The sequence below is a fragment of the Lysinibacillus sp. A1 genome (assembly GCF_000801965.1).
Classification (GTDB): domain Bacteria; phylum Bacillota; class Bacilli; order Bacillales_A; family Planococcaceae; genus Lysinibacillus; species Lysinibacillus fusiformis.
The window spans coordinates 632,023-655,813 of the sequence record NZ_JSZM01000012.1 but is presented as its reverse complement, the minus strand read 5'-3'; the positions used below and the strand labels follow the sequence as shown (position 1 = coordinate 655,813).

Below are 23,791 nucleotides of genomic sequence, written 5' to 3'. Positions count from 1 at the left end.
AATTTGTGTGCAGTTCAAAAAAAGAGTGCCTTTTTCTATCTTCCAGCGTCTGTCAAAGCTTTAAAAATGTAGGCTGAGCCATCCATTCACCTCTAACCACTTTCTATTATTATTCGTTTTTTTATAGACTTAATAGTTTAAATAGCCTATAATAATCCGTGTTATTATCAATAAACGAACATTAAGGTGGTTTTTATGGCTGAATATACGCAAATTTTCAAAGGAACAGCTTTTACTAGTAAATCTGCTACTGAAGTTCAGATTTTAAAAGATTATTTATTTTTCATTAATGCAGATGGCATGATTGAAAAAACAGTCTCTCCTGAACATGCTGATTACCAACAACTATTAACTACATACCAACACCATAAACATTTTCATCCATTAGATGAAGGTCAATATTTCTTACCAGGATTTGTCGACTTGCATGTACATGCACCACAATGGGCGCAATCTGGTACAGCTTTAGACATACCACTTTATGATTGGCTGAACACATATACCTTCCCTATCGAATCAAAATTTTCGGATTTAGTATTTGCTCAAGAAGTTTACGAAGATTTAGTGAGCACACTCCTTGCTAACGGCACTACAACATCCTTATATTTCGCGACGGTTCATAAAGAGGCTAGTATTCTTTTAGCAAAAATTTGTGCTGAAAAAGGGCAACGAGGATTAGTCGGAAAAGTGGTGATGGATGATCCTGAACAAAACCCTCATTTTTACCGAGATGCTACTACACAAACAGCTCTTGCTGATACAGAAGAATTCATTTTAGCTGTTAAGGATTTAGCAAAGACAACTAAGCAAGGTGTATATCCTGTTGTCACTCCTCGCTTCATTCCAAGTTGTACCGACAATGCTTTAAAGGGCTTAGGGGAATTAGCAGCAAAATACAATACACATATCCAATCTCACTGTAGCGAAAGCGACTGGGAACATGGCTACGTCAAGGAAAGATTCCAGAAAAATGATGCTGAGGCTCTCTATGATTTTGGTTTATTAGGTGAAAAATCTGTTATGGCCCATTGTAATTTCCTGAGCGATGATGATGCACGTCTATTTGCTGAGACAGGCACAGCTATCGGTCATTGCCCAATATCTAATGCCTATTTTGCAAATAGCGTTATTCCCATTGCCCGTTTCCATGCACTCGGCGTTGATATTGGATTAGGTTCAGATATATCAGGCGGATTTTCCCCTAGCCTTTTCGATAATGCAAGACAAGCTGTCATGTCTTCGAGAATGCTTGAGGATGGTGTTGATACAGCAATCACAGCCAATAAACGCGGTGTTCCAAATTCACGTATTACGATTAATGAAGCCTTTTATCTAACGACAGCTGGCGGCGGCGAAAGCTTAAGCCTTCCAATTGGTCGGTTACAGGAAAACTATACATGGGATGTACAAATCATTGATACAAAGACACATTCTGCAAAGCTTCCGATTTTCGATAGCCAAGAAGCATTACACGATATTTTCCAAAAAATGATGTATCTTGTCCGCCCTGAAAATATCCGTGAGGTTTGGGTCCAAGGGAATAAAGTTCATTCAAGGGACTAATGGTTCACCAACTGTCTTTTAAAAATTTATCAATACGAGGTGCACATTTTCGTGGAAACGCAACAAAGTAAACTAACTAAAACAACGAGAAAAACAACCAAATTAACCGTACTACCAGATGAAAAAGTTTCAATTGGTCAATCAGCGTTACTAGGTTTACAGCATGTCATGGCAATGGACGTTTACGTTGTCCCATTTTTAATCGCCATGCTAATTGGCTTACAAACTGGTCAAGCCAGTGCATTAATCCAATCAACCTTTATTGCTGCAGGGCTTGCAACTATAATTCAAACACATTTCTGCATGAAATTACCAATGGCACAGGGCCCTTCCTATGTCCCGCTAGGAGCCATCGTTGGTATTTACGCAGCCAGTGGCAGTGGGGATTTAGGTTGGAGCACAATATTAGGCGCAAGCTTAGTTGGTGCCATTTTAGTAATTATTTTAGGCTACACAGGTATCTTCAATAAAATTGTACAAACATTTATTCCGCCAATTGTAGGGGGAACAATCATTTTTGTTGTTGGTCTATCGTTAATGCCTGTCGGTTTAAGCGATAATATTTTTAATGGAGCAGGTGCATCCATTCAACAAAATATTTATTTAGCGTTGATTTCAGCAGTAGTCCTAATGATTTGTGTGATGTTAGGTACAGTCTTCCATCAAAAGGGGCGCCTATTCCGTATTGGCTCCGTTATTATTGCTTTAATAGTCGGTAGTATTGCTGCAAATATAATGGGCGTTTTAGATCTATCAGCTGTATCACAAGCAAAATGGTTTAGTATGCCTCAAATTCCATTCGCTGATTTCAGCTTTAGCTTTAATATTTCTGCTATTATGACAATGGTCATTATATATATTGTCTTAATGGCGGAAACAACTGGAACATGGTTTGCTATTAGTAATGTCATCGACAAACCTTTAACGGATAAGCAAATTAATCGAGGTGTTGTCGGTGAAGGGATCGGCTGTTTTATTGCTTCATTACTAGGTTCTACACCAGTAACTGGTTACTCCACAAATGCAGGGGTAATTTCCATTACAGGAATTGCTAGTCGTCGCGTATTTATCGCTGCGGGTATTTGGTTCATTGTTTTTGGCTTCTCTGGTAAATTAGCCGCTCTCATTTCAGCCATTCCCTCGGCTGTCATTGGAGGAGTATTTGTCATTGTATGCGGCATCATTGCTATTAGTGGTTTACAGGTCATGAAAAATGAACATATTGGCGAAAAGGAAATGTATGTAATTGCTATTCCAGTCATTTTAACGTTAGCACTGACATTATTGCCAGATGATTTCTTGTATTCATTACCGACAACTGTTCAATATTTATTCGGTTCACCTATTGCCACAGCTGCACTTGTAGCCATTATCCTCAATAAAATATTACCACGCTCAAAATAATTAACAATTTCATGCACAACCCACTTTCACAATAAGTGAGGGAGGGTTGTGCTTTTTTAATTTTTCAAATATTTCTGTTTCATTTTCTAGCAATCTGTTATACTTGAGCAAAAAAGTAGGGATTAGTATGGTATATGATGTCATTATAGTTGGGGCAGGCTCTATGGGGATGGCGGCAGGTTATTATTTAGCGAAGGCAGGCAAAAATGTTTTAATGCTGGATTCTTTTAATCCCCCACATGAGGAAGGTAGCCATCATGGAGAGACACGAATTATTCGATTTGCCTATGGAGAGGGAGCTAGCTATGTACCTTTCGTGAAAAGAGCTGGGGAGCTGTGGCAGGAGCTCGAATCTTTAGCAGATGAAAACTTATTTTTACAAACTGGGGTAGTAAATATCGGAGAACCAACCTGCAGTTTTATTCAAAATGTAAAAGCCAGTGCAACACTTCATGAATTAGCACTCGAACACTATTCAGCAGCTGAAGCGATGAACAAGTGGTCTGGATTATCTTTACCAGCTAATTTGGTGGCATGCTTGGAGCCGACAGCCGGTGTCCTTCGAGTTGAAGCATGTATTCGAGCCTATAAAAAGCTAGCTTTGGAAGCTGGGGCACGCTTACAAACAAATGAAAAAGTTGTTAGCATCCAAGCTGGAGAAATGGTGCAAGTGCAAACGGCCAATCAAGTCTATGAAACAAAGCAATTAATTGTCACTGCTGGGGCATGGGCAACTGAGCTACTGCAAACGTTGGACATCTCCCTTCCTGTTACACCAACGCGAAAAACCTTTGCATGGTTCGAAGCGGATGAAGAGCTTTATAGTGAAGGGGTCTTTCCAGCCTATTGCTTTGAATTTGCCGACTCCTCATACTATGGCTTCCCTAGCATTGATGGTGCAGGACTAAAGCTAGGTCGACATGATGGTGGCGAAGAAATAAATCCAAATAGGCCTCTTCATCCATTCGATGACAAGGATCGTGCAGATTTACAACATTTTATTCAGCAATTTATGCCTCGGCATGGCGCATTAAAATACGGGAAAACGTGCAAATATTCCATGACGCCAGATGAAGACTTCATCATTGATTTCCTACCTACTCATCAAAATATTATAATCGCGGCAGGTTTTTCAGGTCATGGCTTTAAATTTAGCAGTGCCGTTGGAGAAGCTCTCGCAGAATTAACGTTATATGGTGAATGTCAGCAGGATCTAACACGCTTCCACCTTAGTCGATTCCTTTAATTTGGGATACATGTGGGAAACGGCATTAATTGGATGCTTCATCATAAAAGCAGATAGGAATGTAAGGCGGCAATTTAATCTTGGAGATAAGCGACGTTACTTTAGTTCATTCTACATCAATCAACTATTTCATTTTTATAGACTAAAAAGAACCCCAAATTATAGTAACTTAATGAGTCACTATAATTTGGGGTTCATCCATATAGAAAATCTTACGCTTCAATAAGTGCTAAAAAATCCTGCCAATGATGCAATCTTGGTAACTCAACATGCTGATTATAGGATTGATTTTTTAAAACTACTTTTGTCTGTATATTTTGAAGTGTCTCCAGCACTGCTGGTTTATCATCTACATAAACATCTAAAGCAAGATCTTTTATAATCGCTACCTTCTCTGCATCTTGCATACCACAGAAAAAATGGCCCTCTTTTATCGGAAATCCTTGTGCACCCATCCATTCTTTTGTTTGCGCACAAAATTGCTTCGGACGAGAGGTAATGTAGTAAATATCATGGCCATGATCTGCTAAAGCTTGCAGCATTGTTAATGACCCTTCAAAAGAAGGACAGTTCGTAAAATAAATTTCCTCTAATGAACTGTTCCACATCGCTGCTCCCTCTTCATCTGATAAGCCAAATGGCTCATGAATTTCAACTCGTTTTAGCGTATGAAAAATATCAATTGGAATATCTTTCTCCATTTTTTTATTGTAAATGGCAAAGGCATGTGCCCGTAAATCTATTAGTGTATCATCAATGTCAAAACCAAATTTCATTAGGTGTTACTTCCTTTCATGATGCTCTATTGACAAAATGAGTAGAAAAAGTTTGTTCCCTCTCTATTTGTATTGCTAAAACATCCTCAATAGCTTGCTTTCGCATATGCTGAAAATCTTGTACATTAAAATGAGTTAATGATCCCTTATCTAATAGAGATGCCAAACAATCAGCATCTTTTAACGCACTGTTTAGGCCAAATGCTCCGGTCGGTGTCATCGTATGAACCGCATCGCCTAATAGCACAAGACCTTGCGTTCCCCAACAGTTACAGTGACAGCTGAAAACATCTAACAGCACAAAATCTTTCCAAGACTGAATATGTTCCTTTACTGGCTCAGATAATGCAGGAAATTGCATCGTAAGCTGTTGGATAAAAGGGGTAAACGATTGTTTTCGGAGCTGTGGATAGCTCCCCTGTTCAATATTCCACCCAATTTGAATAAAGCCACCAACTTGCGTGAACAATGATAGTTGCTTATCTCCGATTAATGCCATTTTAATAGAGGGCTCCCAGTCTGAAGGAGCTGGGATTTTAGCCCATAATAAGTCAAAGCCATGTTTTTGTTTTTGAACATCAATATGTGCTGCCTTACGAATCGTAGAGTATCGTCCATCAGCACCTATTATTAGTTGGCTATTGATCTTTATGGTTGTTCCATCTTTTATGGCGATTACGCCTTTATAATTACCTGATGCGTCCTGGATGAGCTCCGTTACCTTTGTATGTAGCAGGCAAGTAAAGTGAGAAAATAGCAGCGTTTTTTGTAAAATTCCTTTTAATAGATTTGCTTGAGGAACATGAATTCCTAGATGCCCAACAGAGTCATTAGGAAAAATTGTTTTAAAGGCATTACCATCTGCATAATATTCTAGCTTTTCCATACGTAATAAGCCGAGCGACTCGACTGCTTCGAAAAGTTGATGACTTTTTAAAACAGCCTCGCCTTCTTCATTTAAATGTTCGCCACGAAAAGACTTACCTAGGGCCGCATTTTGCTCTAGTAGAATGACCGATAGCCCTTTTTTGACTAGTAAATAAGATAAAAGTGCACCTGCTGGTCCAGCCCCTACTATACAAACATCCGCTTCATAGTTCAATTTCCTTCACCTTGCTTTGGATAAGCGATAATACGTAAATCCTCGCCTACCTTATCAAATGAGGCAAATTCAATATCCCATGCCTCATTCATGAAAGAGGGGTTATAGCCCGCAAATGGCGTTAAGGATAAATTTCCTCCTAAAACCTTTGGCGCTATATAAATTACATACTTATCAATGGCACCTTGCTGTAAAAATGAAGCATTCACTTTACTACCACCCTCTAGCAAAATATCTGTAATGCCGTGTTCATAAAGTCTTGCAAGCATTTCATCAATATTTAGCCCATGTTCGTTCTTCTCAATAGATAAAACTGTGAGGCCTTTATTGGTAAATAAATCGACCTTTTCTTGGCTTACCTCATTGCTACAAACAAGAATTGTTGGGGCTTCTTCCGAATTGATCACATTCGCATCAAGCGGTGTACGTAATAAACTATCCATAATGATGCGTGTTGGGTTTTTCCCATAGCCATCACTTAATCTTGTTGTTAAAGATGGATTGTCAGCGATGACTGTACCAACACCAACTAGAATGCCATCTACCTCATGGCGAATATGGTGGACATCCTCACGTGCAGCATCACCCGTTACCCATTTAGAGTGCCCTGTATGCGTAGCAATTTTCCCATCTACAGTCATAGCAAATTTTGAAATAACAAACGGTCTTTTAGTAAGCATGTTATGGATAAAGCGTTCATTTAAACGGCGTGCTTGTTGCTCCAAAACACCGACCTCCACTGCTATACCTGCATCGCGTAGCAGTTGAATGCCACGACCTGCAACAGTAGGATTAGGATCTTGCATGGCAACCACCACTCGACTAACGCCAGATTCCTTCACTAAATTCGCACAAGGAGGCGTTTTACCAAAATGTGAACAAGGTTCAAGCGTGACATATAGTGTAGCATTCTTTGCATGTTCGCCAGCCATACGAAAAGCATGAACTTCTGCATGTGGTTCGCCTGCTTTTCTGTGTAAACCAGTACCTACAATAATGTCATTTTTGACAATTACCGCCCCGACAAGTGGATTAGGGTTTGTATTACCTTTTGCACTAGCTGCTAGGTCTAGAGCTAGTTGCATGTATTTTTCGTCTTTATTAGTCATGGTCGCCACCTCCACTTATTGTTTTTCTCGTAAATGTCCAGATTTCTCAACCTTCGTTTCCAAATAAAAACGATTCGTTTCCGTTAAGCCACCCCATAAAGGAACATGCCCTTCTGCCGCTAAGCCTCGAGCCTGTAAAGCAGCCAATTTTTTAGGATTATTTGTAATAAGTGTCACAGGCTTTGAACGTAGAGTAGCTAAAACTGCGAGTGCTTCTTCATATGAACGTGTATCGTCAGGGAAGCCAAGTGCATGGTTTGCCTCTACTGTATCTAGCCCTTCTTCTTGTAATAAATAAGCGAGTGATTTAGAGAATAGTCCGATGCCTCGCCCTTCATGATCAGCTAAATAAAAAATAGCTCCACAGCCGTGCTCTACAATCATTTTCATAGATTCATGCAATTGATAGCCACAATCACAGCGCTGACTGCCAAATATGTCACCAGTGTGACAAATACTATGCATGCGGATTAAAGCATCTTCTGAATGGGTAAAATCACCATATACAAGAACTGATGATTGCTGTAAAAAAGCCAAATTGGCTGCAGCTAAGCCATCAATGATTTCTTCTTTTGATACATTCACATCTACTGTAAGCCAGTTATACCACTGAAATGTAGCAGAAAAGTCACCTTGTTGAACGGGCAAATTCACAGGACCAACTAGGCAAATATTTTCTGTATTCGTGTGCTTTATAACTGTCATTTTATCTTTCACTATGTCCATAATTTTAGTAGTAATTGTCATATTAATCTCCAACCTTCTATAGGAAACAGTTGGTTAAAAACACCAACTGAGCACATGTATTTTCACAACACTTACATAACGTAACTTAGTTTATAATAATAACTAAAAAGTGTCAAACAACGGCTACTATCCTATGATTTTTAATAGTATATACAAAAATTTTAGCATTACTTTTTCATCATATACTACTAGCTTATGGAGATGCTATTTTTTCTGTGCAGGCTAGTCTATAATAAGCTGTGGTACCTGTAATGACGAAAGGAAGTTTAAAATGAACTTAGAAAAAACTGTGCAACTGAAGCAGCCAAAATATCAACAAATCGCTATCGACCTTGCCTCCAAGATCGTAGAAAGAAAATACCGCATCGGCGATAAAATATATGCTAGATCTTCTCTTGCAAGTCAATATAATGTGTCTGCTGAGACTGCGAGAAGAGCAATCGCTGTTTTACAAGACTTAGAAATTGTAGAGGCTTCGAAAGGTAGCGGTGTAATTATTAAGTCGTATGAAAAAGCAGCGCATTTTGTCCGACAATTTCATGACGTTCAATCCATTCATGAAATACAAAATGAACTTCTGACAAGTATTCAAAAGCAACAGCATGAATTAATAAATTTACAAGACAAGGCAAAGCAGCTAATTAGTCGTACGGAGCATTTCCGTTCAGTAAATCCATTTATCCCTTATCAATTAGAAATGACTGCTGAAAGCCCAGGCATTCATCAAACTGTACAAGCCTTAAATTTTTGGCAAAATACATCAAGTACCATCGTCGGTATTCGTCGTGGTAATGAATTATTACTATCACCTGGTCCTTATGTATCATTCGAAGAAGGTGACATTATTTATTTTGTTGGAAATGATGAAAGCTTCGCTAGAGTACAAAGCTTTTTATACCCAAATTAAAAACCGTTTAAGCGCTGATATCACAGCGTTTAAGCGGTTTTTTTCTTATTGGTCGGTTTGACAAAAGTAACAACCCTTTGTTACAGTAAGGTTGTTACTTGTTTATTTTTGGGTATCACTATCCTCAAATAGTAATAATCTACGAAAGGAGTGCTTCTATGGAAAAATTAAAAGTAGAACACGTATCAAAAGTGTTTGGCAAACATATTCCCCAAGCACTAGAACTCGTCAAGCAACAAAAAAGTAAGACTGATATCTTAAAAGAAACAGGTGCAACTGTTGGTGTATACGATGCAAGCTTTACAGTGAATGAAGGAGAAATCTTCGTTATCATGGGATTGTCAGGAAGCGGTAAATCAACATTAATACGGCTCTTAAACCGCCTTATTGAACCAACGAGCGGAAATATATATATCGATGGTGAAAATATTTCTAAAATGGGTAAAGAAAGTTTACGGACTGTAAGAAGAAACAAAATGAGCATGGTTTTCCAAAACTTCGGTTTATTCCCTCATCGTACATTACTTCAAAACACCGAATACGGCCTTGAAATCCGAGGCATTTCAAAGGAAGAACGCCAAGCAAAAGCAGAGCAAGCTCTTGAAAATGCTGGATTACTCGCTTATAAAGATCAATACCCAAGTCAATTATCAGGTGGTATGCAGCAACGTGTTGGATTAGCGCGTGCTCTTGCCAATGATCCTGAAATTTTATTAATGGATGAAGCTTTTTCAGCATTAGACCCATTAATTCGTAAAGAAATGCAAGATGAGCTACTCGATCTGCAACAAAAGGTCAAAAAAACAATTTTATTTATCACTCATGATCTGAATGAAGCATTACGCATAGGGGATCGAATCGCTATTATGAAGGATGGCTCTATCATTCAGATTGGTACGGGAGAAGAAATATTAACCAACCCAGCGAATGATTATGTCAAAACATTCGTGGAAGATGTGGACCGCTCTAAAGTATTGACAGCTGAAAATGTTATGGTGCGACCTGTTTATGTCAACGTAGATTTAGACGGCCCTAAAGTAGCACTAAAACGTATGCGACAAGAAGCTGTTAGTTTATTAATGGCTGTCGACAAAAACCGACATTTAAAAGGCTTTATTACAGCAGACGATGCATTAGCTTCAGCTAAGAAGCAAGAGCAAACTGTCCATTCCATTGTGCAATCAGAGGTGTTAACAGTTCCACCAGACATGCTATTACAGGATATATTAGGGATGATTTATAATTCACCTACTCCTATTGCCGTCGTAAAAGATGGTCGCTTGCTTGGTGTGCTGATTAGAGGCGTTGTCATCCAAGCACTTTCAACGAGTGACGAGGAGGCTGATGTACATGAATAATTTTTTAGATAATATTCCAACAATACCACTAGCTCCATGGGTAGAATCAGCTATGGACTGGTTGACGAGTAATTTTTCAGCGTTCTTTAACTCGATTCAGCAATTTGGAAAACTACTCATGAATCAGGTCACTGATTTGTTAAATAGTATCCCAGCCATTATTTTAATATTACTTGTCGTTGTTTTTGCCTTTTATGCAACTGGTAAAAAATTCGGGCTTGCCTCATTTTCATTAATTGGCTTGTTGTTTATTTATAATCAAGGTCTTTGGACAAATCTGATGGAAACAACCACGCTCGTCATCTTTTCAAGTATTATTTCCATCATCATCGGTATTCCACTGGGGATTCTAATGTCGAAGTCTACTATCGCTGAAAGTATTATTAAACCAATACTCGATTTCATGCAAACAATGCCTGGCTTTGTCTACCTCATCCCCGCCGTTGCCTTTTTCGGCATAGGAATTGTACCTGGTGTCTTCGCATCCGTTATCTTTGCTCTGCCACCAACTGTACGTATGACTAATCTTGGTATCCGTCAGGTACCTAAAGAATTAGTGGAAGCCGCAGACTCTTATGGTAGTACAGCTAGTCAAAAATTATTTAAAGTAGAAATCCCACTTGCTAAATCAACGATTATGGCAGGTATTAACCAAACTGTAATGCTGTCCCTTTCTATGGTAGTAATCGCCTCGATGATTGGTGCTCCAGGTTTAGGACGTGAAGTCTTAACAGCCCTACAACGTACACAGGTTGGGAATGGTTTCGTTGCAGGTTTAGGTTTAGTTATTTTTGCCATTATAATTGACCGTTTAACACAAAGCTTTAATAAAAAGAAAGCCTTATAAAATTAGTTTATTTTCTTGCCATGAAGGCAGTTTAATAGATAGACATGATGTATAGAAAGGGAGATTAGATGAAACTGAAAACACTATCGAAATTAGGAATGGCTTTAGGTTTAGGCTTCATGCTCGCTGCATGTAGCGGAGGAGACTCTGGTTCTGGAAAAAATAGTGATTCTAAGGAGGTAAACTTAGCCTATGTAGAGTGGGATACTGAAATCGCCTCTACGAATGTAGTGGGGCAAGTCCTTGAAGATTTAGGCTATGATGTGACATTAACTCCTTTGGATAATGCCATTATGTGGGAAGCAGTTTCTAAAGGCGAGGCAGACGGTATGGTCGCTGCATGGTTACCACATACACATGAATCACAATATGAAAAATATAAAGATAAATTAGATGAGCTTGGCGAAAACCTTGCTGGCGCTAAAATCGGCTTAGTTGTACCAAGCTATATGAAAGTAAACTCTATTGAAGATTTAACAGATGAGGCTGATCGTACAATTACTGGTATTGAGCCTGGCGCTGGTATAACAGCCGCAACAGAGAAAGCACTAGATGAATATGATAGTTTAGCAGATTGGAATTTTGTTACGTCTTCGTCTGGTGCAATGACTACTTCTTTAGCTAAAGCTTTGAAAGAAAAAGAAGAAATTATTGTTACTGGTTGGTCACCACACTGGAAATTTGCTAAATATGATCTTAAATATTTAGAAGATCCAAAAGGTGTATACGGTGGCGAAGAAACAATCAATACTTTTGTTCGTAAAGGTTTAAAAGAGGATTCACCTGAAGTGTATTCCGTATTAGATAACTTTCACTGGACAGCTGAAGATTTAGAAAGCGTTATGCTAGAAGTAATGGATGGTAAGGATCCAAAAGACGCTGCTAAAGAATGGATTGAAGCAAATCCAGAAAAAGTAGCTGAATGGACAAAAGATGTAAAAAAATAATGTAAAAAAATGCACTTCCTTTTTTCAACTGGAAGTGCATTTTTTATAGTCTTCTTTTATGACAATATTTTCAACATGACGGCTGCTCCTAAAACTAGCACTATACAAACAACTCTTCTCCAATCCTTTGATTCATTAAAGAAGAACATTCCTAGCAAGGCTCCTCCAGCCGCACCAATTCCAGTCCAAATTGCATAAGCAGTGCCCATTGGTAAGGTTTCCATAGCATACGCAAGACCTGCAAAGCTTAATGTAAATGCAAATATCAATAATCCCAAGTTTTTTTTATTCTTTTCGTTATTATATTTACTAATCATATAAACACCCATCATCTCACATAGGCCTGCAATTATTAATGCCATCCATGCCATTATTCAGTCACCTCTTTTTCCTTCGGCTCTCCTGTCACAAGCTTTAAGCCCACAACCCCTGCCAATAAAACAACAATACATAGTATTTTTGCTAGCTTCCATGGCTCTCCAAACAGCAAGCTATCAGCGCATACTGTGCCAGCTGTCCCTAAGCCTACAAAAATCGCATATACCGTACCAACTGGTAAGTGCTCTCCCGCTTTAATAAGCAAATAAAAACTAACATAGATTGCAATTGCAGTGCCTATCCATTCCCATACAGTTGAAGCATGCTTTAAACCAATGACCCAGCCTACTTCAAAGCAAGCAGCGATAATGACACTTAACCAATGCTTATTCATAAAAAATCCCTCCATTTTATAGGACACGATGAATGACTACCTTGATGACTATCCTTTCTCAGCTTTCGCCAAATTACCTGATTTTAGCCAAACAAAAAAGCCTAGAAGAAACTGTCCATCGACAGTATCTCCCAGGCTTTTATCCCTCCGTGTCACAAAAAAATTGTGGTTTTCTCTCGGACCAGACTAGCATCGGCTACGGAACCCTAGAAAACTTTACAATATTTTATTAACCTTAGTATAGCAAACTATTTAATAATTTTCCACTGGGACATAGCCGACTTTTTCTACTAATGCTTGACCTTCATCGGTAAGTATCCAATCCATTAGCTTTTCAACATTTTCATTTTCTGCCCCTACAGTGACTGCATAAAATTCGGATACTAAAGGATATGTTCCATTTCGAATATTCTCTTTAGTTGGAGCTACTCCATCAATAGATAGTAATTTGATTTTTTTATTTTGAACCATTTCTGTCGAATAATATCTAAACGTATAGCCCATCGCATTTTTATAATTTCGATATTGTGATACTTCATGGATAATGCCACCCATTCCTGAGGCAATATTTTCAGAAGGTGCTTTCATAATCGGCATGTTGCCCATTAATTTTTCTAGTGCCGTTTGACTTCCACTATCCGCTGGACGCTGGAAAGCACGGATGGCTTCATCATCACCGCCTACATCACGCCAATTGGTTATTTCACCAGTATATATTTTCTTCACCTGTTCCAATGTTACATTATCTACACTGTTTTTATGATGGACAAAAAAAACAAATGCCTCTCGCCCTATTGGTGTCATATCAAACGTCAGTCCTTCTTTTTCTGCTTGCCATTCTTGCGAGGCAGAAGGTGCTGCCACAAAAATAAGATCCACATTTCCCGCTATTAAATTTTGATAGGCTTCTGGCGTACGGCTCACTTGGACCCTACTGTTATATGGCTGGTAGTCTCCTTCAGGATAAGTAGCCTCTACAAAAGCTGCATATAAAGGATACATAGCCGTGGCTCCATCTAAACGCGGTAATAACTCTGTCAATTGTAAGGAGGCTTTTTCGTCAGGCTTTACTACTTGATTGCCCCGCGTAAATGGTTGATAGGCAGATACATCAATTTCTGCATCTACCGTGGGAATACTCAGCTTATAATAATGTTGAATAGGAGGTATTAAAGCAATTACTATTGCTACACCTAATACACTCATTAACCATCTCCTTTTCTTTTTTGTATGTATCCAATTAAATATTCCACCAACAAACAACACAAATAAACAAACGGGAACTGTATAAACTAGTGGTAGAAAGTGTATATGACCATTCAGAATGACAATAAGTGCTACCATTACTGTCACTACTGATAAACCAATCATAATGCTCACGATTTGTAAAAATTTAATCAAGACGCAACCCTCCAGTGTAATTTTACACTTTCAAATTAATCGTACTAGAAAAAGCAGGCATTCGCAACATTATATTCTGAAAATTATGTTAAGATTAAATTTATCTTGATTCGACATCTGTTTGAAACAAGATCATGCCTATGGTGATGGAAAAATTGCCAAGGCGTAACTGGATGATTAGGAGGAATGTACATATGGCAATAGAAAAAGTACGCAGCCATTTAGCCCAATGGCATGTGGAACACAAAATACAAGAGTTAGAGGAGAGCTCTGCAACTGTTGAATTAGCAGCTCAGGCACTTGGCTGTGAGCCTGCCCGCATAGCAAAATCTTTATCCTTTCTTGTCAATGATGGCGCTATATTAATTGTGGCAGCCGGTGATGCAAAAATCGATAATGCCAAATATAAAGCAGTGTTTGGGACAAAAGCAAAGATGCTAGGCAAAGATGATGTGGAAGCTATGATTGGTCATGATGTCGGTGGAGTGTGTCCCTTTGGCGTGAATGAAGGTGTTGTTATTTATTTAGATGAATCCCTTAAACGGTTTACAACGGTTTTTCCTGCATGTGGCAGTAGTAATTCCGCGATAGAGGTTACTATTTCTGAGCTTGAAACCTATACGCCCTATGAAGAATGGATTGATGTCTGTAAGGGCTGGCATGATTAGACGAACAAAAATCGGTGAAACTTTTCAACAGTCTCACCGATTTTTGTTCGTTATTTCTCCTATTCTCTTTCATCATTGAAAAAAATCATAGAGCTTTTATGATTGCTTTGTCACATTCTTTTTACCATATGTCATATAGCGCCAAAGCTTTTCAAATGGACCAATGGAAAAGAATTTGAACCAAATCATGCTAAAGATAATTTGGATGATAAAAATAATGCTTGCGATTACGACAATATCTGATGGTGAAACGACTTCTAAGCCCATAATCGAGATGATGGCCATACCAATAAAGCTTTGGGCTAAATAGTTGGTAAATGCCATTTGTCCCACACGTCCAATTGGCTGAAAAATTTTCGCTATTTGACGATTCTCTAGGATAGTAAATAAACAAGCTAAATAAAAATATGTTGTCGGAACTACTCCTAAACCAATAATAGATTGTAACTGTTGGTCATCAGCTTGTGAGGCAAACCATATCCATAGTGAAAAACCAATAAAGAACGGGCCTGTAACAAGAAGCAGCCATTTTATTTGTTGGATATGAGCGCCAATATGACCAATCCAACCAGCTTTCGCTACTAAGAACCCACTTAAAAACATAATAAATATAGCGATAGCATCATTCCCTAAAAGACCTAAAATAGTGGCCATTATCGAACTAGTTGGTATATACATTTGACCTAATATAGCAAGAATATGAAGTGTAATGATTGTAAAAAGCCATTTACAAATTGTTGGAATTTTCGCAGAGTAAAATGGTAGCAATAAAAAACCAATAACTGCATAGATAGCTAAGATTGAACCCCAAAACAGGAAAATGTGAATGATACCAATAATCAATAGTGCAACTAAACGTCTGGCAAATCGTCGTTTCGGTTTATCCCCACGAGCTTCAGCCCGAGATGCAAAAATATAAAAACCAACACCAAAAAGGAATGAAAAGATTGAAAAGAATTTCTTTTCAATAAAGATATCAATAAGTGAATCGATCACTCCATTGATGCCACTATAATCAGGCATAGGGCCGCCCTCTATTATGACCTGATAGGCGCCTACATTAATAAATAAAATACCAAATAACGCTAACCCTCGAATAATGTCCAAGGAAAGAATTCGTTCTTTTTGTGTAACGGATGGATTCATGTTCAAATAACTCCTTATCTTTTATGCTATAGCTAAGCATAACTCTTCATCCTTACAACTATTTTTTTTTAAGCTTACAGGAACCTTACAAATCAAAAGATTAACTTTATAGTTTTTTATCCGATTCTCCCGAAAAAAATAACATACTTTATAGTAAGAACATAGTAGAAAAGAGGTTTCTCCGATGAAAAGAAATCGCAAATTTGGTTTCTGTTATCCGGGCTATCGATACTGTGGACCTGGTTGCTCGGGACCAGGACAGCCCACAAATGCTGTGGATAGTTGCTGTAAACAACATGATGAATGTTATGATCGTTACGGTAGCATAAGATATTGTGATGAACTATTTCAGAAATGCCTCAGACCTCACATGCAGGCACCCAATAAGATGGCGAGAGATGCAAGACTATTCAATCGGGTATTCGAACTACGTAATCGATTCTTTTAACAATGAAGCTCACGTTCTGTTGAAAACAGCGTGGGCTACTTTTTTGTATAAATCGCATATTTCTGTGGACCCGTAAAGCCAAGCTTTGCCCCTAAATAAATGGATGCTGTATTGGAGATATCACAATCCCAGCATGGCTTTAGCTCATTGGCCAAACAATGATTGATAAATGTTGTTGCGATCAAACTAGCCAATCCCTGACCTCTATACTTCGAATCTGTCATAATATCAATTTCCGCATAGTCATTTGATTTAAAAATAGAGACGGCTTCACTGACGATTTGCTCCTTATGTATGAGACAAAAGCCAAAACCATTTGTCAGGAAATTAGCCGTAGAATCCCAATATTCATCATAGTAAGCAGATGTAAACTCCATTGCGTTATTTATATGATGTTGAGTAATTGGCATGACCTCAAAATTGGATACTTCTTGCTTGTCCGTCCCACCATATAAGCTTTTATCAAATGTAAAGGTATAGCGTTCTAATTTTCTAAGCTGCCCATTTAAAAGTTGTTCAATTTTAGTATTCCATTGCTCTGAATAAGAAAATAAGGTAAAGCGTTTCCCTTTCTCTACAGATTGCTCGAGGCAAATGGCAAGCTGACGGTCAATCTCAGTTGTGGTTGAATCACCATATACAAAATGAATTCCTGATTTTGTGTGTATTAGGAGCGTTTGAAAAGTTGCTGTATCTGCATAGACTGTCCCTTCTATTAATTGATCAAGAATACTATAAACAAATGTTGGAGCCTTTAGAATGTATTGTTTAATAATTGGATAATGATTCGCTGTAACTTTTATCAAGACGTTTCCCCCTTTTATTGGCATTAAGTACCTTATATTTTATAATAATATATAGATCTAGTTGAAGGGACTGAATGATGCACAGATAGCAATATTTTTCATCCAACATCATTAAAATCTTGGAGGTAAAAGTATTGATTGAATGTATGGACACGGAAAGATTATTATTAAGAAAAGTGGCTAGTGCTGATGCTAAAAGTTTATGGGGTATTTGGTCAGATCCTGCTGTGACCAAATTTATGAATATCTCAAGCTTTACACACGAAGAACAGGCGCTAGAAATGATTGACTTACTCAATCATTTAGCTAATGAACATAGGGCCATTCGCTATTCGATCATTAAAAAGATAGGCAATTGTATCATTGGCTCCTGCGGATTTAATAACATAGATTTCGATAAAGCTACCGCAGAAATTGGCTATGACTTGGCGAAGACTCATTGGGGTAAGGGCTACGCCACAGAAGCTATTATCGCTTTAATCCATGTTGCTTTTACACATTTGGAGATCACGACAATTGTAGCAAAGGTCGATGCCGCGAATAGTAATTCCATCAAAGTCTTACAGAAATTGAATTTTATTTTACAGGGCTATGATAGCACTGAAGAACATTTACAAGTATACACACTATGTAAAGGGTAATATAAAAAGCTAAGAATGGTTAGATAACCAGTCTTAGCTTTTTGCTTAGTGATACATGCCGTGATTAATTTTCCCCGTCAGCTTTTCTATTTGTACCTCGAATAACTCTATTTTAGGCATAATTGGATAGCCCTCTTTTTCAAATGTCCATTCAGGATTACCATACTTCTCTAAAAGCGCATCAAAGAACCATTCCTTCCTTGACTCCTCTTCAATTCTTACAACTTGTCCAAATAGCACTACACTTTGGTAGACAAGTGCAGATTGACAAGCGTATTTTTTCCCTGGGTGTAAATCGCCCATTTCACTTACTTCTATACTGATTTTCGGGTTTTGTTTAATATTGGACCAAAAATGGCTTTCTCGGATATTACCGATATGCAAATAAAGTTTATCATTTCCCTCATACACATAAACAAATGGAATCACATAAGGGAATCCTTCCTCATCAACCGTCGCAACATGCGCTACTTTCCCCATCTTTAAAAATCGCTGTGCTTCATCATTAGAAATTTCTACCCGTTTGTTTTGAATCATACCTCTTATCATACTTTAACCCCCTCATCAAAATATGGAACGATTAAAATAAAATCGTTTAGTCTAAAACATATATATATTTCACATCTTTATGATACCTAAAAAAAGGATATTTTTTCTTTCGATAATAAGTAAAGCCAAGAATGCATTTGTTTAGCATTCTTGGCTTTATTTTATCGTTATTTAATTGGAATCCAAATTTCTGAGTATGAATCAGGACTATATGCATCTTCCTCAGGGTACACCTCAAGCTCCGCTGTTCCTGCTGGCTCATATGGATTGGATGGGAACCATTCAGAATATATTTGTTTCCACGTATTTTGCATAGCATCTGGCATAGGGCCATGTACCTCAAATACAACCCATTTTGATGCAGGCACTTCCATTGTTAATAGATTTTCTCCTACATCCCCTTCATGATTTGTAGCAATCCAGTAATCAATGAATCCCTGTTGTCCTTGGCTTGCATTTGGTACACAAACGCCCAGTACCCCATTGATATTGCCATTATTTAATTGATATAGCTGCTGATCGAAGGCACTCTCATTGATTTCCTGCCAGAATAATGGAATTTCTCGCGTATTCTCTCCATCTTGGCAATTGTACGTTCTTTTTACCCCAACAACTTGAAACTTGTCTTTTTCTACGATTTTATACTTCATTGGTTCTGCTCCCTTCAAGCTTACCTGAATAACCAGGCGATTGTATGATTGTAATGGTCCTTGCCTCTTTCTCGCTTCACTTGGCGTTACATAATGCTGTTTACGAAACGCCTTTGTAAAGGCTTCAGGAGTTTCATAGCCATATTTGTAGGCGAGATCGATTATTTTTTGATCTGTATTCATTAATTCCTGAGCTGCTAATGTTAATCTCCTCCGTCTTAAATAGTCTGCAATTGATATATCCGTTAAAATCGCAAACGTTCGCTGAAAATGAAAGACAGATGAATTAACCTCCAGTGCAATTTGTTCAATGGTTATGTTTTCTAATAAATGATCTTCCATAAAATTAATGGCTTTTTGAATCGACTCAATCCAACTCATTGCTCTCACTCCCTGATAACATCTTAAAATAGTTCATGCTTTCCAGCCTGTCTTTTTATGCTAACTTTGGACAGGTACATTTAGAAGCAGTTTTTCATCACGATCACAATTCTTCATTTCGTATTTTACATACGCTTTTACTCTTTCTCCTCTAAATTCCATTGTACTAAATATCAAAATATATTGAAAAATAACAATAATATATTTATAATAACGGACAAGACCTTTATTGTCCTTAAATAAAAGGAGGGTAATGCTGGGATCTTTCCAAAGGAGGAGAATTATGATGAATGTTTTACATACGCAAATGAGTGCTAGTAAACGTAATTTTATCTTTTCACTACTGTTTCTGGCATGGTTAGTCGATTCATTAACATTGTTCGGCATGAACGTGGCGATTATTCCAATCAGTAAAGAATTACATTTAACACAAACACAAAGCGGCATGGTCATCAGTAGCTTTTGGCTAAGCAGCGCACTAATGACATTGGTTGCTGGATGGGTATCTGACAAGTTCGGATCAAGGAAGATCATTGTCATTGCAGTGTTCATGATTTCCCTCTTCTCCCTACTGACTGGGATGATTGGCTCTTTTATGGCTATTTTAGTTATCCGCTTTATTCTTGGTCTAGGGGATGGCGGTTTACCAACAGGTAGCGGCGTGGCCATTACGGAGATATTTAAAAAAGATGTTCGGGCACGGGCAAAGTCGATGCTACTAGCAGCTCAATTAATCGGTGGTGTCCTTGCTTTATATTTAGCTGGTTTAATTGCAGATACTTGGGGATGGCGCACTATGTTTTACCTTATTGGTGGTGTGGGTTTAATCGTCACTCTTTTACTCTTTAAGTATTACAATCCACCAAAGCTTGACAAGCAACAGGACGCAGCTGTGGGTAATTCGCCTGATCGTCCAATAAAAGAACTTTATAAAAGTTCATTTTTATGGATTCTAGTCATCATGTATTTTTGCTCAAGTACTGTCCATTGGGGCTTCTCTTCTTGGTTACCTTCCTATTTGGAGCAAACTCGACATTTAAATTTACGAGAAGTAGGATCACTTGCCATGATTCCACAAGCCTGTGGATTAATAGCTGCAATTGTCACAGGGTTCTTAATCGATAAAGCTTTGGCTGGAAAAGAAAAAATAATCGTTTTAGTTGGTGCGATAGTGTCTGGCATTTGCTTATATTTGATGTTTAATGCATCTAGTATTCAAGTAGCTATTTCCTATCAGAGCCTTTTCTCCATTGGTGATTCAGCAATTTCAATGGCCATACTAGCCATTCCTCTTAAGTATGTTGCACAACGAATTATTGGTTCGTTTTTAGGAATGATGTATTTTGCTAGTGGTATGGCAGGCTTTATTGCACCAACAGCTATGGGTGCTCTAATTGATGGTTTCGGCGGATCATTCCAAGCCGCATTCTTCTTCCTTATTGGAGCCTTGGTGATCGTTATAATTTGTGCTGCATTATATAAAATTCCGTCTAAGAATAGTAGTTTAATTGATCAAGCTTAAAATATGGAAAATAGGAGTGAGTTTCTTTGACTAGTCAAAGTAGATTATCGCAAATTATTGAGGATAAACGAGAAAAGTTAATTGAAGTCAGTAATCAAATCTGGGAATATGCTGAAACAGGTTTTGAAGAATTCAAGTCGGCCAAGCTATTATGTCAAACATTAGCAGAGGAAGGATTTGAAGTGGAACAAGGTGTGGCCAATATTGAAACCGCCTTCATTGGTTCTTTTGGTAGTGGAAAACCCGTCATTGCATTTTTAGGCGAGTTTGATGCTCTTACTGGTTTAAGCCAAAATGGTGGAATAGCGCAGCCTAATCCACAACAAATTGGCGGCAATGGGCATGGCTGTGGTCATAATTTATTAGGTACTGGCTCTCTAGCGGCAGCCATTGCACTCCGTGATTATATGCAAGAAAATAATATAACTGGAACAGTGCGCTATTATGGATGTCCTGGTGAGGAAATTGGTGGTGGCAAAACATTTATGGCCAGAGAAGGCATTTTTAATGATGTAGATATTGCCCTATCTTGGCATCCAGGTACGACGAATAATATTATGTCTGTTGCGACCCTTGCCTGTTACGAAGTGTATTTTAAATTTAAAGGGAAAAGTGCTCACGCAGCTGCTAGTCCACACTTAGGTAGAAGTGCTCTTGATGCTGTAGAGCTAATGAATATTGGAGTTAATTATTTACGCGAACATATTATTCCAGAGGCACGTGTACATTACGCCATTACAAATACAGGTGGTTCTTCTCCAAATGTCGTACAAGCAGAGGCAGAAGTATTGTATTTTGTTCGAGCTCCAAGAGTATCTCAAACAGACGATATTTATCAACGTATTTGTGATATTGCTCGTGGTGCAGCCCTTATGACGGGAACAGAGGTAGACATTGATCTTGCCTCAGCTCTCTCGAATGTAATTCCTAATACAACATTGGAACAAGTTATGTATGATAACTTTGTAAAATTAGGCACACCATCCTATACAGATGCGGAACTTCATTTTGCGGAGGCTATTCGCGAAACATTATCTGAAGAGGAAAAGAAGATGGATGTTCAAAGAAATCAAAAGCTTGCTGGGAAAGCAATAGCTGATGTCATCGATCCGTTTATGTCCGATGCATTTATGGCTGGCTCTACAGATGTCGGAGATGTCAGCTGGATTGTCCCAACTGCTCAATGTATGACGGCATGTGAACCACTAGGAACACCGCTTCATACTTGGCAAATTGTAGCTACAGGGACAACTTCATTGGCACATAAAGGCATGCTTCACGCAGGAAAAATTTTGGCTGCCACCGCACTAGATATTCTTCAGCAGCCTGAGCTGATTGAACAAGCGCAAGCGGAATTGGTTGATCGCCGGGCTGGCGAGGTGTATACAAGCCCTCTTCCATCAGATGTCAAGCAATACAAAATTCGTTCTTAAAAATAAAGAGGGTCCCTGTTACAAGGACTCTCTTTTACAATGGAAAAATTTTATAAACTTTGCGTGGACGTCCTCTTGTATGAGGTTTTTCCTCAGCAACTACTTCAGCGAACCCCTTTTCCTCAAGTGTCGTTAATATTCTACGGGCACTTCTTGCAGGAATTTGCATATAAGTAGCGAGTTCATTGGCATTCAGTTCATCACTGGCTAATTTTTTCAACGAGGACTTCAGTTTATTTAAGGTCATGACACTAAGTGTAGTTTCTTGACTAAGTGTTTCTAATTGTTCTGACGTATAGGAATAGGTAAGCTGCTCCGGCTTGCCTAATGGTCCAGCTATTTTTTTATTATCAAAACAAACCATCCATGAACCCTTTCCACATTCCTTGGCACGAAGGAGGGCATTACCCGCATTTATCTCTGCATCATAAACCGTTTGTCCAATGCCAATTCCACAAGTCATCGCCTCTTGATCCAGCAATGTGAAATCTTCCATATCAGGCATTTGGCTAAAATTCCTCGTAATGTCTTCCATTAATCCTCTAGTCGTAAATATGATATACCGCCCAAAACTCGTGGACTTAATGGAGCCATGAATACTTTTTGTATAGGTCAGTAAATGCTCCATCATCTTTAGCTCGATTCTAAATAGCTCATTCGTTGAGAAGTTATCCTTAGCCATCTCTAAAAAAGGATCAATCTCAATAATTTGAACAGCAATTTGTGTAGCCTTATACCGAAGCATTTCATATGTCCGTAGCATATTTGTGATAACCGCTTCTACTGCCATAGAGGATGGAAATAAACGATAAGTTGGTACACCAAGACGTTGTAATTCATGATGTATAGGATGACCTGTAATGGCTGCCTTTGTTTGACCACTTTCCCACAGTTTAAAATGATATTGGACAAGTTCATTTAATGAAATCGTGTCTGACTCAACAAATTTTGGTTTTTCCTCGATACCCGCCTCTACTAAAGCTTGCTCCCATGTAACACTATTACCAGCATCGAAGCTAATTTCATTGACCTCAATTTTCCGTTCATATAGTACTCTTAATACCGTTTTGTATAAGGATGAGCCTTTATAAACAACATAAAAAATGGGTGTTTCTAGCTGACTCCAGCTTTGTACAATGTTATATGTAATTAGCCCTGTACATAACCACATATCCATTTCTTCCTTAAGTAGCGGAGTTATTTTCTCCTCTAAATGCTCTTCTGTTAGACATTCTATCGATGTACATATAAATTCTGGCCAATTTTTCAGGACAGATTCAACAAATTCAATTGAGTCTGAAGGACCTATAAGACCTAATCGTATTTTCAAGAATACCCCTCCTCTGTTCAATCCACATGAAAAATTTGATAATTATATTATATCAAAACCATATAGAATGCATATAAATTTCATATAAAAGCTATTAC

General features: G+C 38.2%; 24 protein-coding genes and 1 riboswitch. Of the genes, 12 read left to right on the top strand and 12 right to left on the bottom strand.

The window, feature by feature from the left end; all coding sequences use genetic code 11:
* The first annotated feature begins 195 nt into the window (after positions 1–195).
* The 3 genes from guaD to solA all read left to right on the top strand — a co-directional run bounded on the left by guaD (position 196) and on the right by solA (position 4,213).
* Positions 196–1,563, top strand: a complete 1,368-nt coding sequence (gene guaD / locus PI85_RS12695; RefSeq protein WP_036124324.1) for a guanine deaminase — start codon at positions 196–198, stop codon at positions 1,561–1,563.
* Positions 1,564–1,614: 51 nt separating this feature from the next.
* Positions 1,615–2,967 (top strand): uracil-xanthine permease family protein, encoded by a 1,353-nt coding sequence (locus PI85_RS12690; RefSeq protein WP_036124321.1) that lies wholly within the window; start codon positions 1,615–1,617, stop codon positions 2,965–2,967.
* 127 nt (positions 2,968–3,094) lie between these two features.
* Positions 3,095–4,213: an N-methyl-L-tryptophan oxidase gene (gene solA / locus PI85_RS12685; protein WP_036124320.1), complete on the top strand. Its 1,119-nt coding sequence runs from the start codon at positions 3,095–3,097 to the stop codon at positions 4,211–4,213.
* Between the two features lie 212 nt (positions 4,214–4,425).
* Here solA and PI85_RS12680 read toward each other — a convergent pair whose 3' ends face one another.
* From PI85_RS12680 to PI85_RS12665, 4 genes are read right to left on the bottom strand one after another with little or no spacing between them, the layout of a single operon-like run.
* Positions 4,426–4,989, bottom strand: coding sequence for a nucleotidase (locus PI85_RS12680; RefSeq protein ID WP_036124318.1), 564 nt, complete (start codon positions 4,987–4,989; stop codon positions 4,426–4,428).
* 16 nt (positions 4,990–5,005) lie between these two features.
* Positions 5,006–6,091, bottom strand: coding sequence for an FAD-dependent monooxygenase (locus tag PI85_RS12675; RefSeq protein WP_036124316.1), 1,086 nt, complete (start codon positions 6,089–6,091; stop codon positions 5,006–5,008).
* Positions 6,088–7,200: a bifunctional diaminohydroxyphosphoribosylaminopyrimidine deaminase/5-amino-6-(5-phosphoribosylamino)uracil reductase RibD gene (gene ribD, locus PI85_RS12670; protein ID WP_036124315.1), complete on the bottom strand. Its 1,113-nt coding sequence runs from the start codon at positions 7,198–7,200 to the stop codon at positions 6,088–6,090. The genes PI85_RS12675 and ribD overlap by 4 nt, the downstream gene beginning before the upstream one ends.
* 15 nt (positions 7,201–7,215) lie before the next feature.
* Complete coding sequence (locus PI85_RS12665) at positions 7,216–7,947, bottom strand: GTP cyclohydrolase II (protein ID WP_036124313.1); 732 nt, start codon at positions 7,945–7,947, stop codon at positions 7,216–7,218.
* Between the two features lie 271 nt (positions 7,948–8,218).
* Here PI85_RS12665 and PI85_RS12660 point away from each other — a divergent pair, with 271 nt between their 5' ends.
* The 4 genes from PI85_RS12660 to PI85_RS12645 all read left to right on the top strand — a co-directional run bounded on the left by PI85_RS12660 (position 8,219) and on the right by PI85_RS12645 (position 12,006).
* Positions 8,219–8,854: a TrkA C-terminal domain-containing protein gene (locus PI85_RS12660; protein ID WP_036124312.1), complete on the top strand. Its 636-nt coding sequence runs from the start codon at positions 8,219–8,221 to the stop codon at positions 8,852–8,854.
* A 158-nt stretch (positions 8,855–9,012) separates the two neighbouring features.
* Entirely contained in the window at positions 9,013–10,212 is a 1,200-nt protein-coding gene (locus tag PI85_RS12655; protein WP_036124310.1) for a glycine betaine/L-proline ABC transporter ATP-binding protein, read from the top strand.
* The gene (locus tag PI85_RS12650) at positions 10,205–11,059 is read left to right on the top strand and encodes a proline/glycine betaine ABC transporter permease (protein ID WP_008174570.1); all 855 of its coding nucleotides are present in this window, start codon (positions 10,205–10,207) and stop codon (positions 11,057–11,059) included. Before PI85_RS12655 ends, PI85_RS12650 begins: the two co-directional genes overlap by 8 nt.
* 68 nt (positions 11,060–11,127) lie before the next feature.
* Positions 11,128–12,006 (top strand): glycine betaine ABC transporter substrate-binding protein, encoded by an 879-nt coding sequence (locus PI85_RS12645; RefSeq protein ID WP_036124309.1) that lies wholly within the window; start codon positions 11,128–11,130, stop codon positions 12,004–12,006.
* A gap of 56 nt (positions 12,007–12,062) precedes the next feature.
* Here PI85_RS12645 and PI85_RS12640 read toward each other — a convergent pair whose 3' ends face one another.
* The 3 genes from PI85_RS12640 to PI85_RS12630 all read right to left on the bottom strand — a co-directional run bounded on the left by PI85_RS12640 (position 12,063) and on the right by PI85_RS12630 (position 14,119).
* Positions 12,063–12,377: a multidrug efflux SMR transporter gene (locus PI85_RS12640; RefSeq protein WP_008174577.1), complete on the bottom strand. Its 315-nt coding sequence runs from the start codon at positions 12,375–12,377 to the stop codon at positions 12,063–12,065.
* On the bottom strand, positions 12,377–12,718 hold the full coding sequence (locus tag PI85_RS12635) for a multidrug efflux SMR transporter (protein ID WP_036124306.1): 342 nt from the start codon (positions 12,716–12,718) through the stop codon (positions 12,377–12,379). Before PI85_RS12635 ends, PI85_RS12640 begins: the two co-directional genes overlap by 1 nt.
* Positions 12,719–12,844: 126 nt before the next feature.
* Positions 12,845–12,939, bottom strand: a riboswitch (guanidine-I (ykkC/yxkD leader).
* Between the two features lie 31 nt (positions 12,940–12,970).
* Entirely contained in the window at positions 12,971–14,119 is a 1,149-nt protein-coding gene (locus tag PI85_RS12630) for a PstS family phosphate ABC transporter substrate-binding protein (protein WP_036124305.1), read from the bottom strand.
* A gap of 194 nt (positions 14,120–14,313) precedes the next feature.
* Here PI85_RS12630 and PI85_RS12625 point away from each other — a divergent pair, with 194 nt between their 5' ends.
* A complete protein-coding gene (locus tag PI85_RS12625) occupies positions 14,314–14,787 on the top strand; it encodes a YbaK/EbsC family protein (protein ID WP_008174582.1) in 474 nt (157 codons plus the stop codon).
* Positions 14,788–14,883: 96 nt separating this feature from the next.
* Here PI85_RS12625 and PI85_RS12620 read toward each other — a convergent pair whose 3' ends face one another.
* On the bottom strand, positions 14,884–15,933 hold the full coding sequence (locus PI85_RS12620) for a DUF418 domain-containing protein (protein ID WP_036124304.1): 1,050 nt from the start codon (positions 15,931–15,933) through the stop codon (positions 14,884–14,886).
* 184 nt (positions 15,934–16,117) lie between these two features.
* Here PI85_RS12620 and PI85_RS12615 point away from each other — a divergent pair, with 184 nt between their 5' ends.
* Entirely contained in the window at positions 16,118–16,381 is a 264-nt protein-coding gene (locus PI85_RS12615) for a coat protein (protein WP_036147556.1), read from the top strand.
* 35 nt (positions 16,382–16,416) lie between these two features.
* On the opposite strand, the gene PI85_RS12610 is transcribed toward PI85_RS12615, so the two are convergent.
* On the bottom strand, positions 16,417–17,187 hold the full coding sequence (locus tag PI85_RS12610) for a GNAT family N-acetyltransferase (protein ID WP_036124302.1): 771 nt from the start codon (positions 17,185–17,187) through the stop codon (positions 16,417–16,419).
* A gap of 134 nt (positions 17,188–17,321) precedes the next feature.
* Between PI85_RS12610 and PI85_RS12605 the strand changes: the two genes are divergently transcribed.
* Positions 17,322–17,828 carry a GNAT family N-acetyltransferase gene (locus PI85_RS12605; protein WP_036124300.1) on the top strand — a complete coding sequence of 169 codons (507 nt, stop codon included), beginning with the start codon at positions 17,322–17,324 and terminating at the stop codon, positions 17,826–17,828.
* Between the two features lie 45 nt (positions 17,829–17,873).
* On the opposite strand, the gene PI85_RS12600 is transcribed toward PI85_RS12605, so the two are convergent.
* Together PI85_RS12600 and PI85_RS12595 are read right to left on the bottom strand one after the other, a co-directional pair.
* Positions 17,874–18,377 (bottom strand): pyridoxamine 5'-phosphate oxidase family protein, encoded by a 504-nt coding sequence (locus PI85_RS12600; RefSeq protein ID WP_200878331.1) that lies wholly within the window; start codon positions 18,375–18,377, stop codon positions 17,874–17,876.
* Between the two features lie 167 nt (positions 18,378–18,544).
* Positions 18,545–19,408: an AraC family transcriptional regulator gene (locus PI85_RS12595; RefSeq protein ID WP_036124298.1), complete on the bottom strand. Its 864-nt coding sequence runs from the start codon at positions 19,406–19,408 to the stop codon at positions 18,545–18,547.
* 283 nt (positions 19,409–19,691) lie between these two features.
* On the opposite strand from PI85_RS12595, the gene PI85_RS12590 reads away from it, so the two are divergent.
* Both PI85_RS12590 and PI85_RS12585 read left to right on the top strand, forming a co-directional pair.
* Positions 19,692–20,930, top strand: coding sequence for an MFS transporter (locus PI85_RS12590; RefSeq protein WP_036124296.1), 1,239 nt, complete (start codon positions 19,692–19,694; stop codon positions 20,928–20,930).
* A 26-nt stretch (positions 20,931–20,956) separates the two neighbouring features.
* Complete coding sequence (locus tag PI85_RS12585) at positions 20,957–22,363, top strand: M20 family metallopeptidase (protein ID WP_036124293.1); 1,407 nt, start codon at positions 20,957–20,959, stop codon at positions 22,361–22,363.
* 34 nt (positions 22,364–22,397) lie between these two features.
* Here PI85_RS12585 and PI85_RS12580 read toward each other — a convergent pair whose 3' ends face one another.
* Positions 22,398–23,693 (bottom strand): transcriptional regulator, encoded by a 1,296-nt coding sequence (locus PI85_RS12580; RefSeq protein WP_036124292.1) that lies wholly within the window; start codon positions 23,691–23,693, stop codon positions 22,398–22,400.
* Between the last annotated feature and the right edge of the window lie 98 nt (positions 23,694–23,791).

What these genes read in the sequence shown, in the direction of transcription:
- guaD (WP_036124324.1), top strand. Translation starts at nt 196, where the DNA reads ATGGCTGAATATACGCAAATTTTCAAAGGAACAGCTTTTACTAGTAAA.
- solA (WP_036124320.1), top strand. Translation starts at nt 3,095, where the DNA reads ATGGTATATGATGTCATTATAGTTGGGGCAGGCTCTATGGGGATGGCG.
- PI85_RS12680 (WP_036124318.1), bottom strand. Translation starts at nt 4,989, where the DNA reads ATGAAATTTGGTTTTGACATTGATGATACACTAATAGATTTACGGGCA.
- ribD (WP_036124315.1), bottom strand. Translation starts at nt 7,200, where the DNA reads ATGACTAATAAAGACGAAAAATACATGCAACTAGCTCTAGACCTAGCA.
- PI85_RS12665 (WP_036124313.1), bottom strand. Translation starts at nt 7,947, where the DNA reads ATGACAATTACTACTAAAATTATGGACATAGTGAAAGATAAAATGACA.
- PI85_RS12660 (WP_036124312.1), top strand. Translation starts at nt 8,219, where the DNA reads ATGAACTTAGAAAAAACTGTGCAACTGAAGCAGCCAAAATATCAACAA.
- PI85_RS12655 (WP_036124310.1), top strand. Translation starts at nt 9,013, where the DNA reads ATGGAAAAATTAAAAGTAGAACACGTATCAAAAGTGTTTGGCAAACAT.
- PI85_RS12650 (WP_008174570.1), top strand. Translation starts at nt 10,205, where the DNA reads ATGAATAATTTTTTAGATAATATTCCAACAATACCACTAGCTCCATGG.
- PI85_RS12645 (WP_036124309.1), top strand. Translation starts at nt 11,128, where the DNA reads ATGAAACTGAAAACACTATCGAAATTAGGAATGGCTTTAGGTTTAGGC.
- PI85_RS12640 (WP_008174577.1), bottom strand. Translation starts at nt 12,377, where the DNA reads ATGGCATGGATGGCATTAATAATTGCAGGCCTATGTGAGATGATGGGT.
- PI85_RS12635 (WP_036124306.1), bottom strand. Translation starts at nt 12,718, where the DNA reads ATGAATAAGCATTGGTTAAGTGTCATTATCGCTGCTTGCTTTGAAGTA.
- PI85_RS12625 (WP_008174582.1), top strand. Translation starts at nt 14,314, where the DNA reads ATGGCAATAGAAAAAGTACGCAGCCATTTAGCCCAATGGCATGTGGAA.
- PI85_RS12620 (WP_036124304.1), bottom strand. Translation starts at nt 15,933, where the DNA reads ATGAATCCATCCGTTACACAAAAAGAACGAATTCTTTCCTTGGACATT.
- PI85_RS12615 (WP_036147556.1), top strand. Translation starts at nt 16,118, where the DNA reads ATGAAAAGAAATCGCAAATTTGGTTTCTGTTATCCGGGCTATCGATAC.
- PI85_RS12600 (WP_200878331.1), bottom strand. Translation starts at nt 18,377, where the DNA reads ATGATAAGAGGTATGATTCAAAACAAACGGGTAGAAATTTCTAATGAT.
- PI85_RS12595 (WP_036124298.1), bottom strand. Translation starts at nt 19,408, where the DNA reads ATGAGTTGGATTGAGTCGATTCAAAAAGCCATTAATTTTATGGAAGAT.
- PI85_RS12590 (WP_036124296.1), top strand. Translation starts at nt 19,692, where the DNA reads ATGATGAATGTTTTACATACGCAAATGAGTGCTAGTAAACGTAATTTT.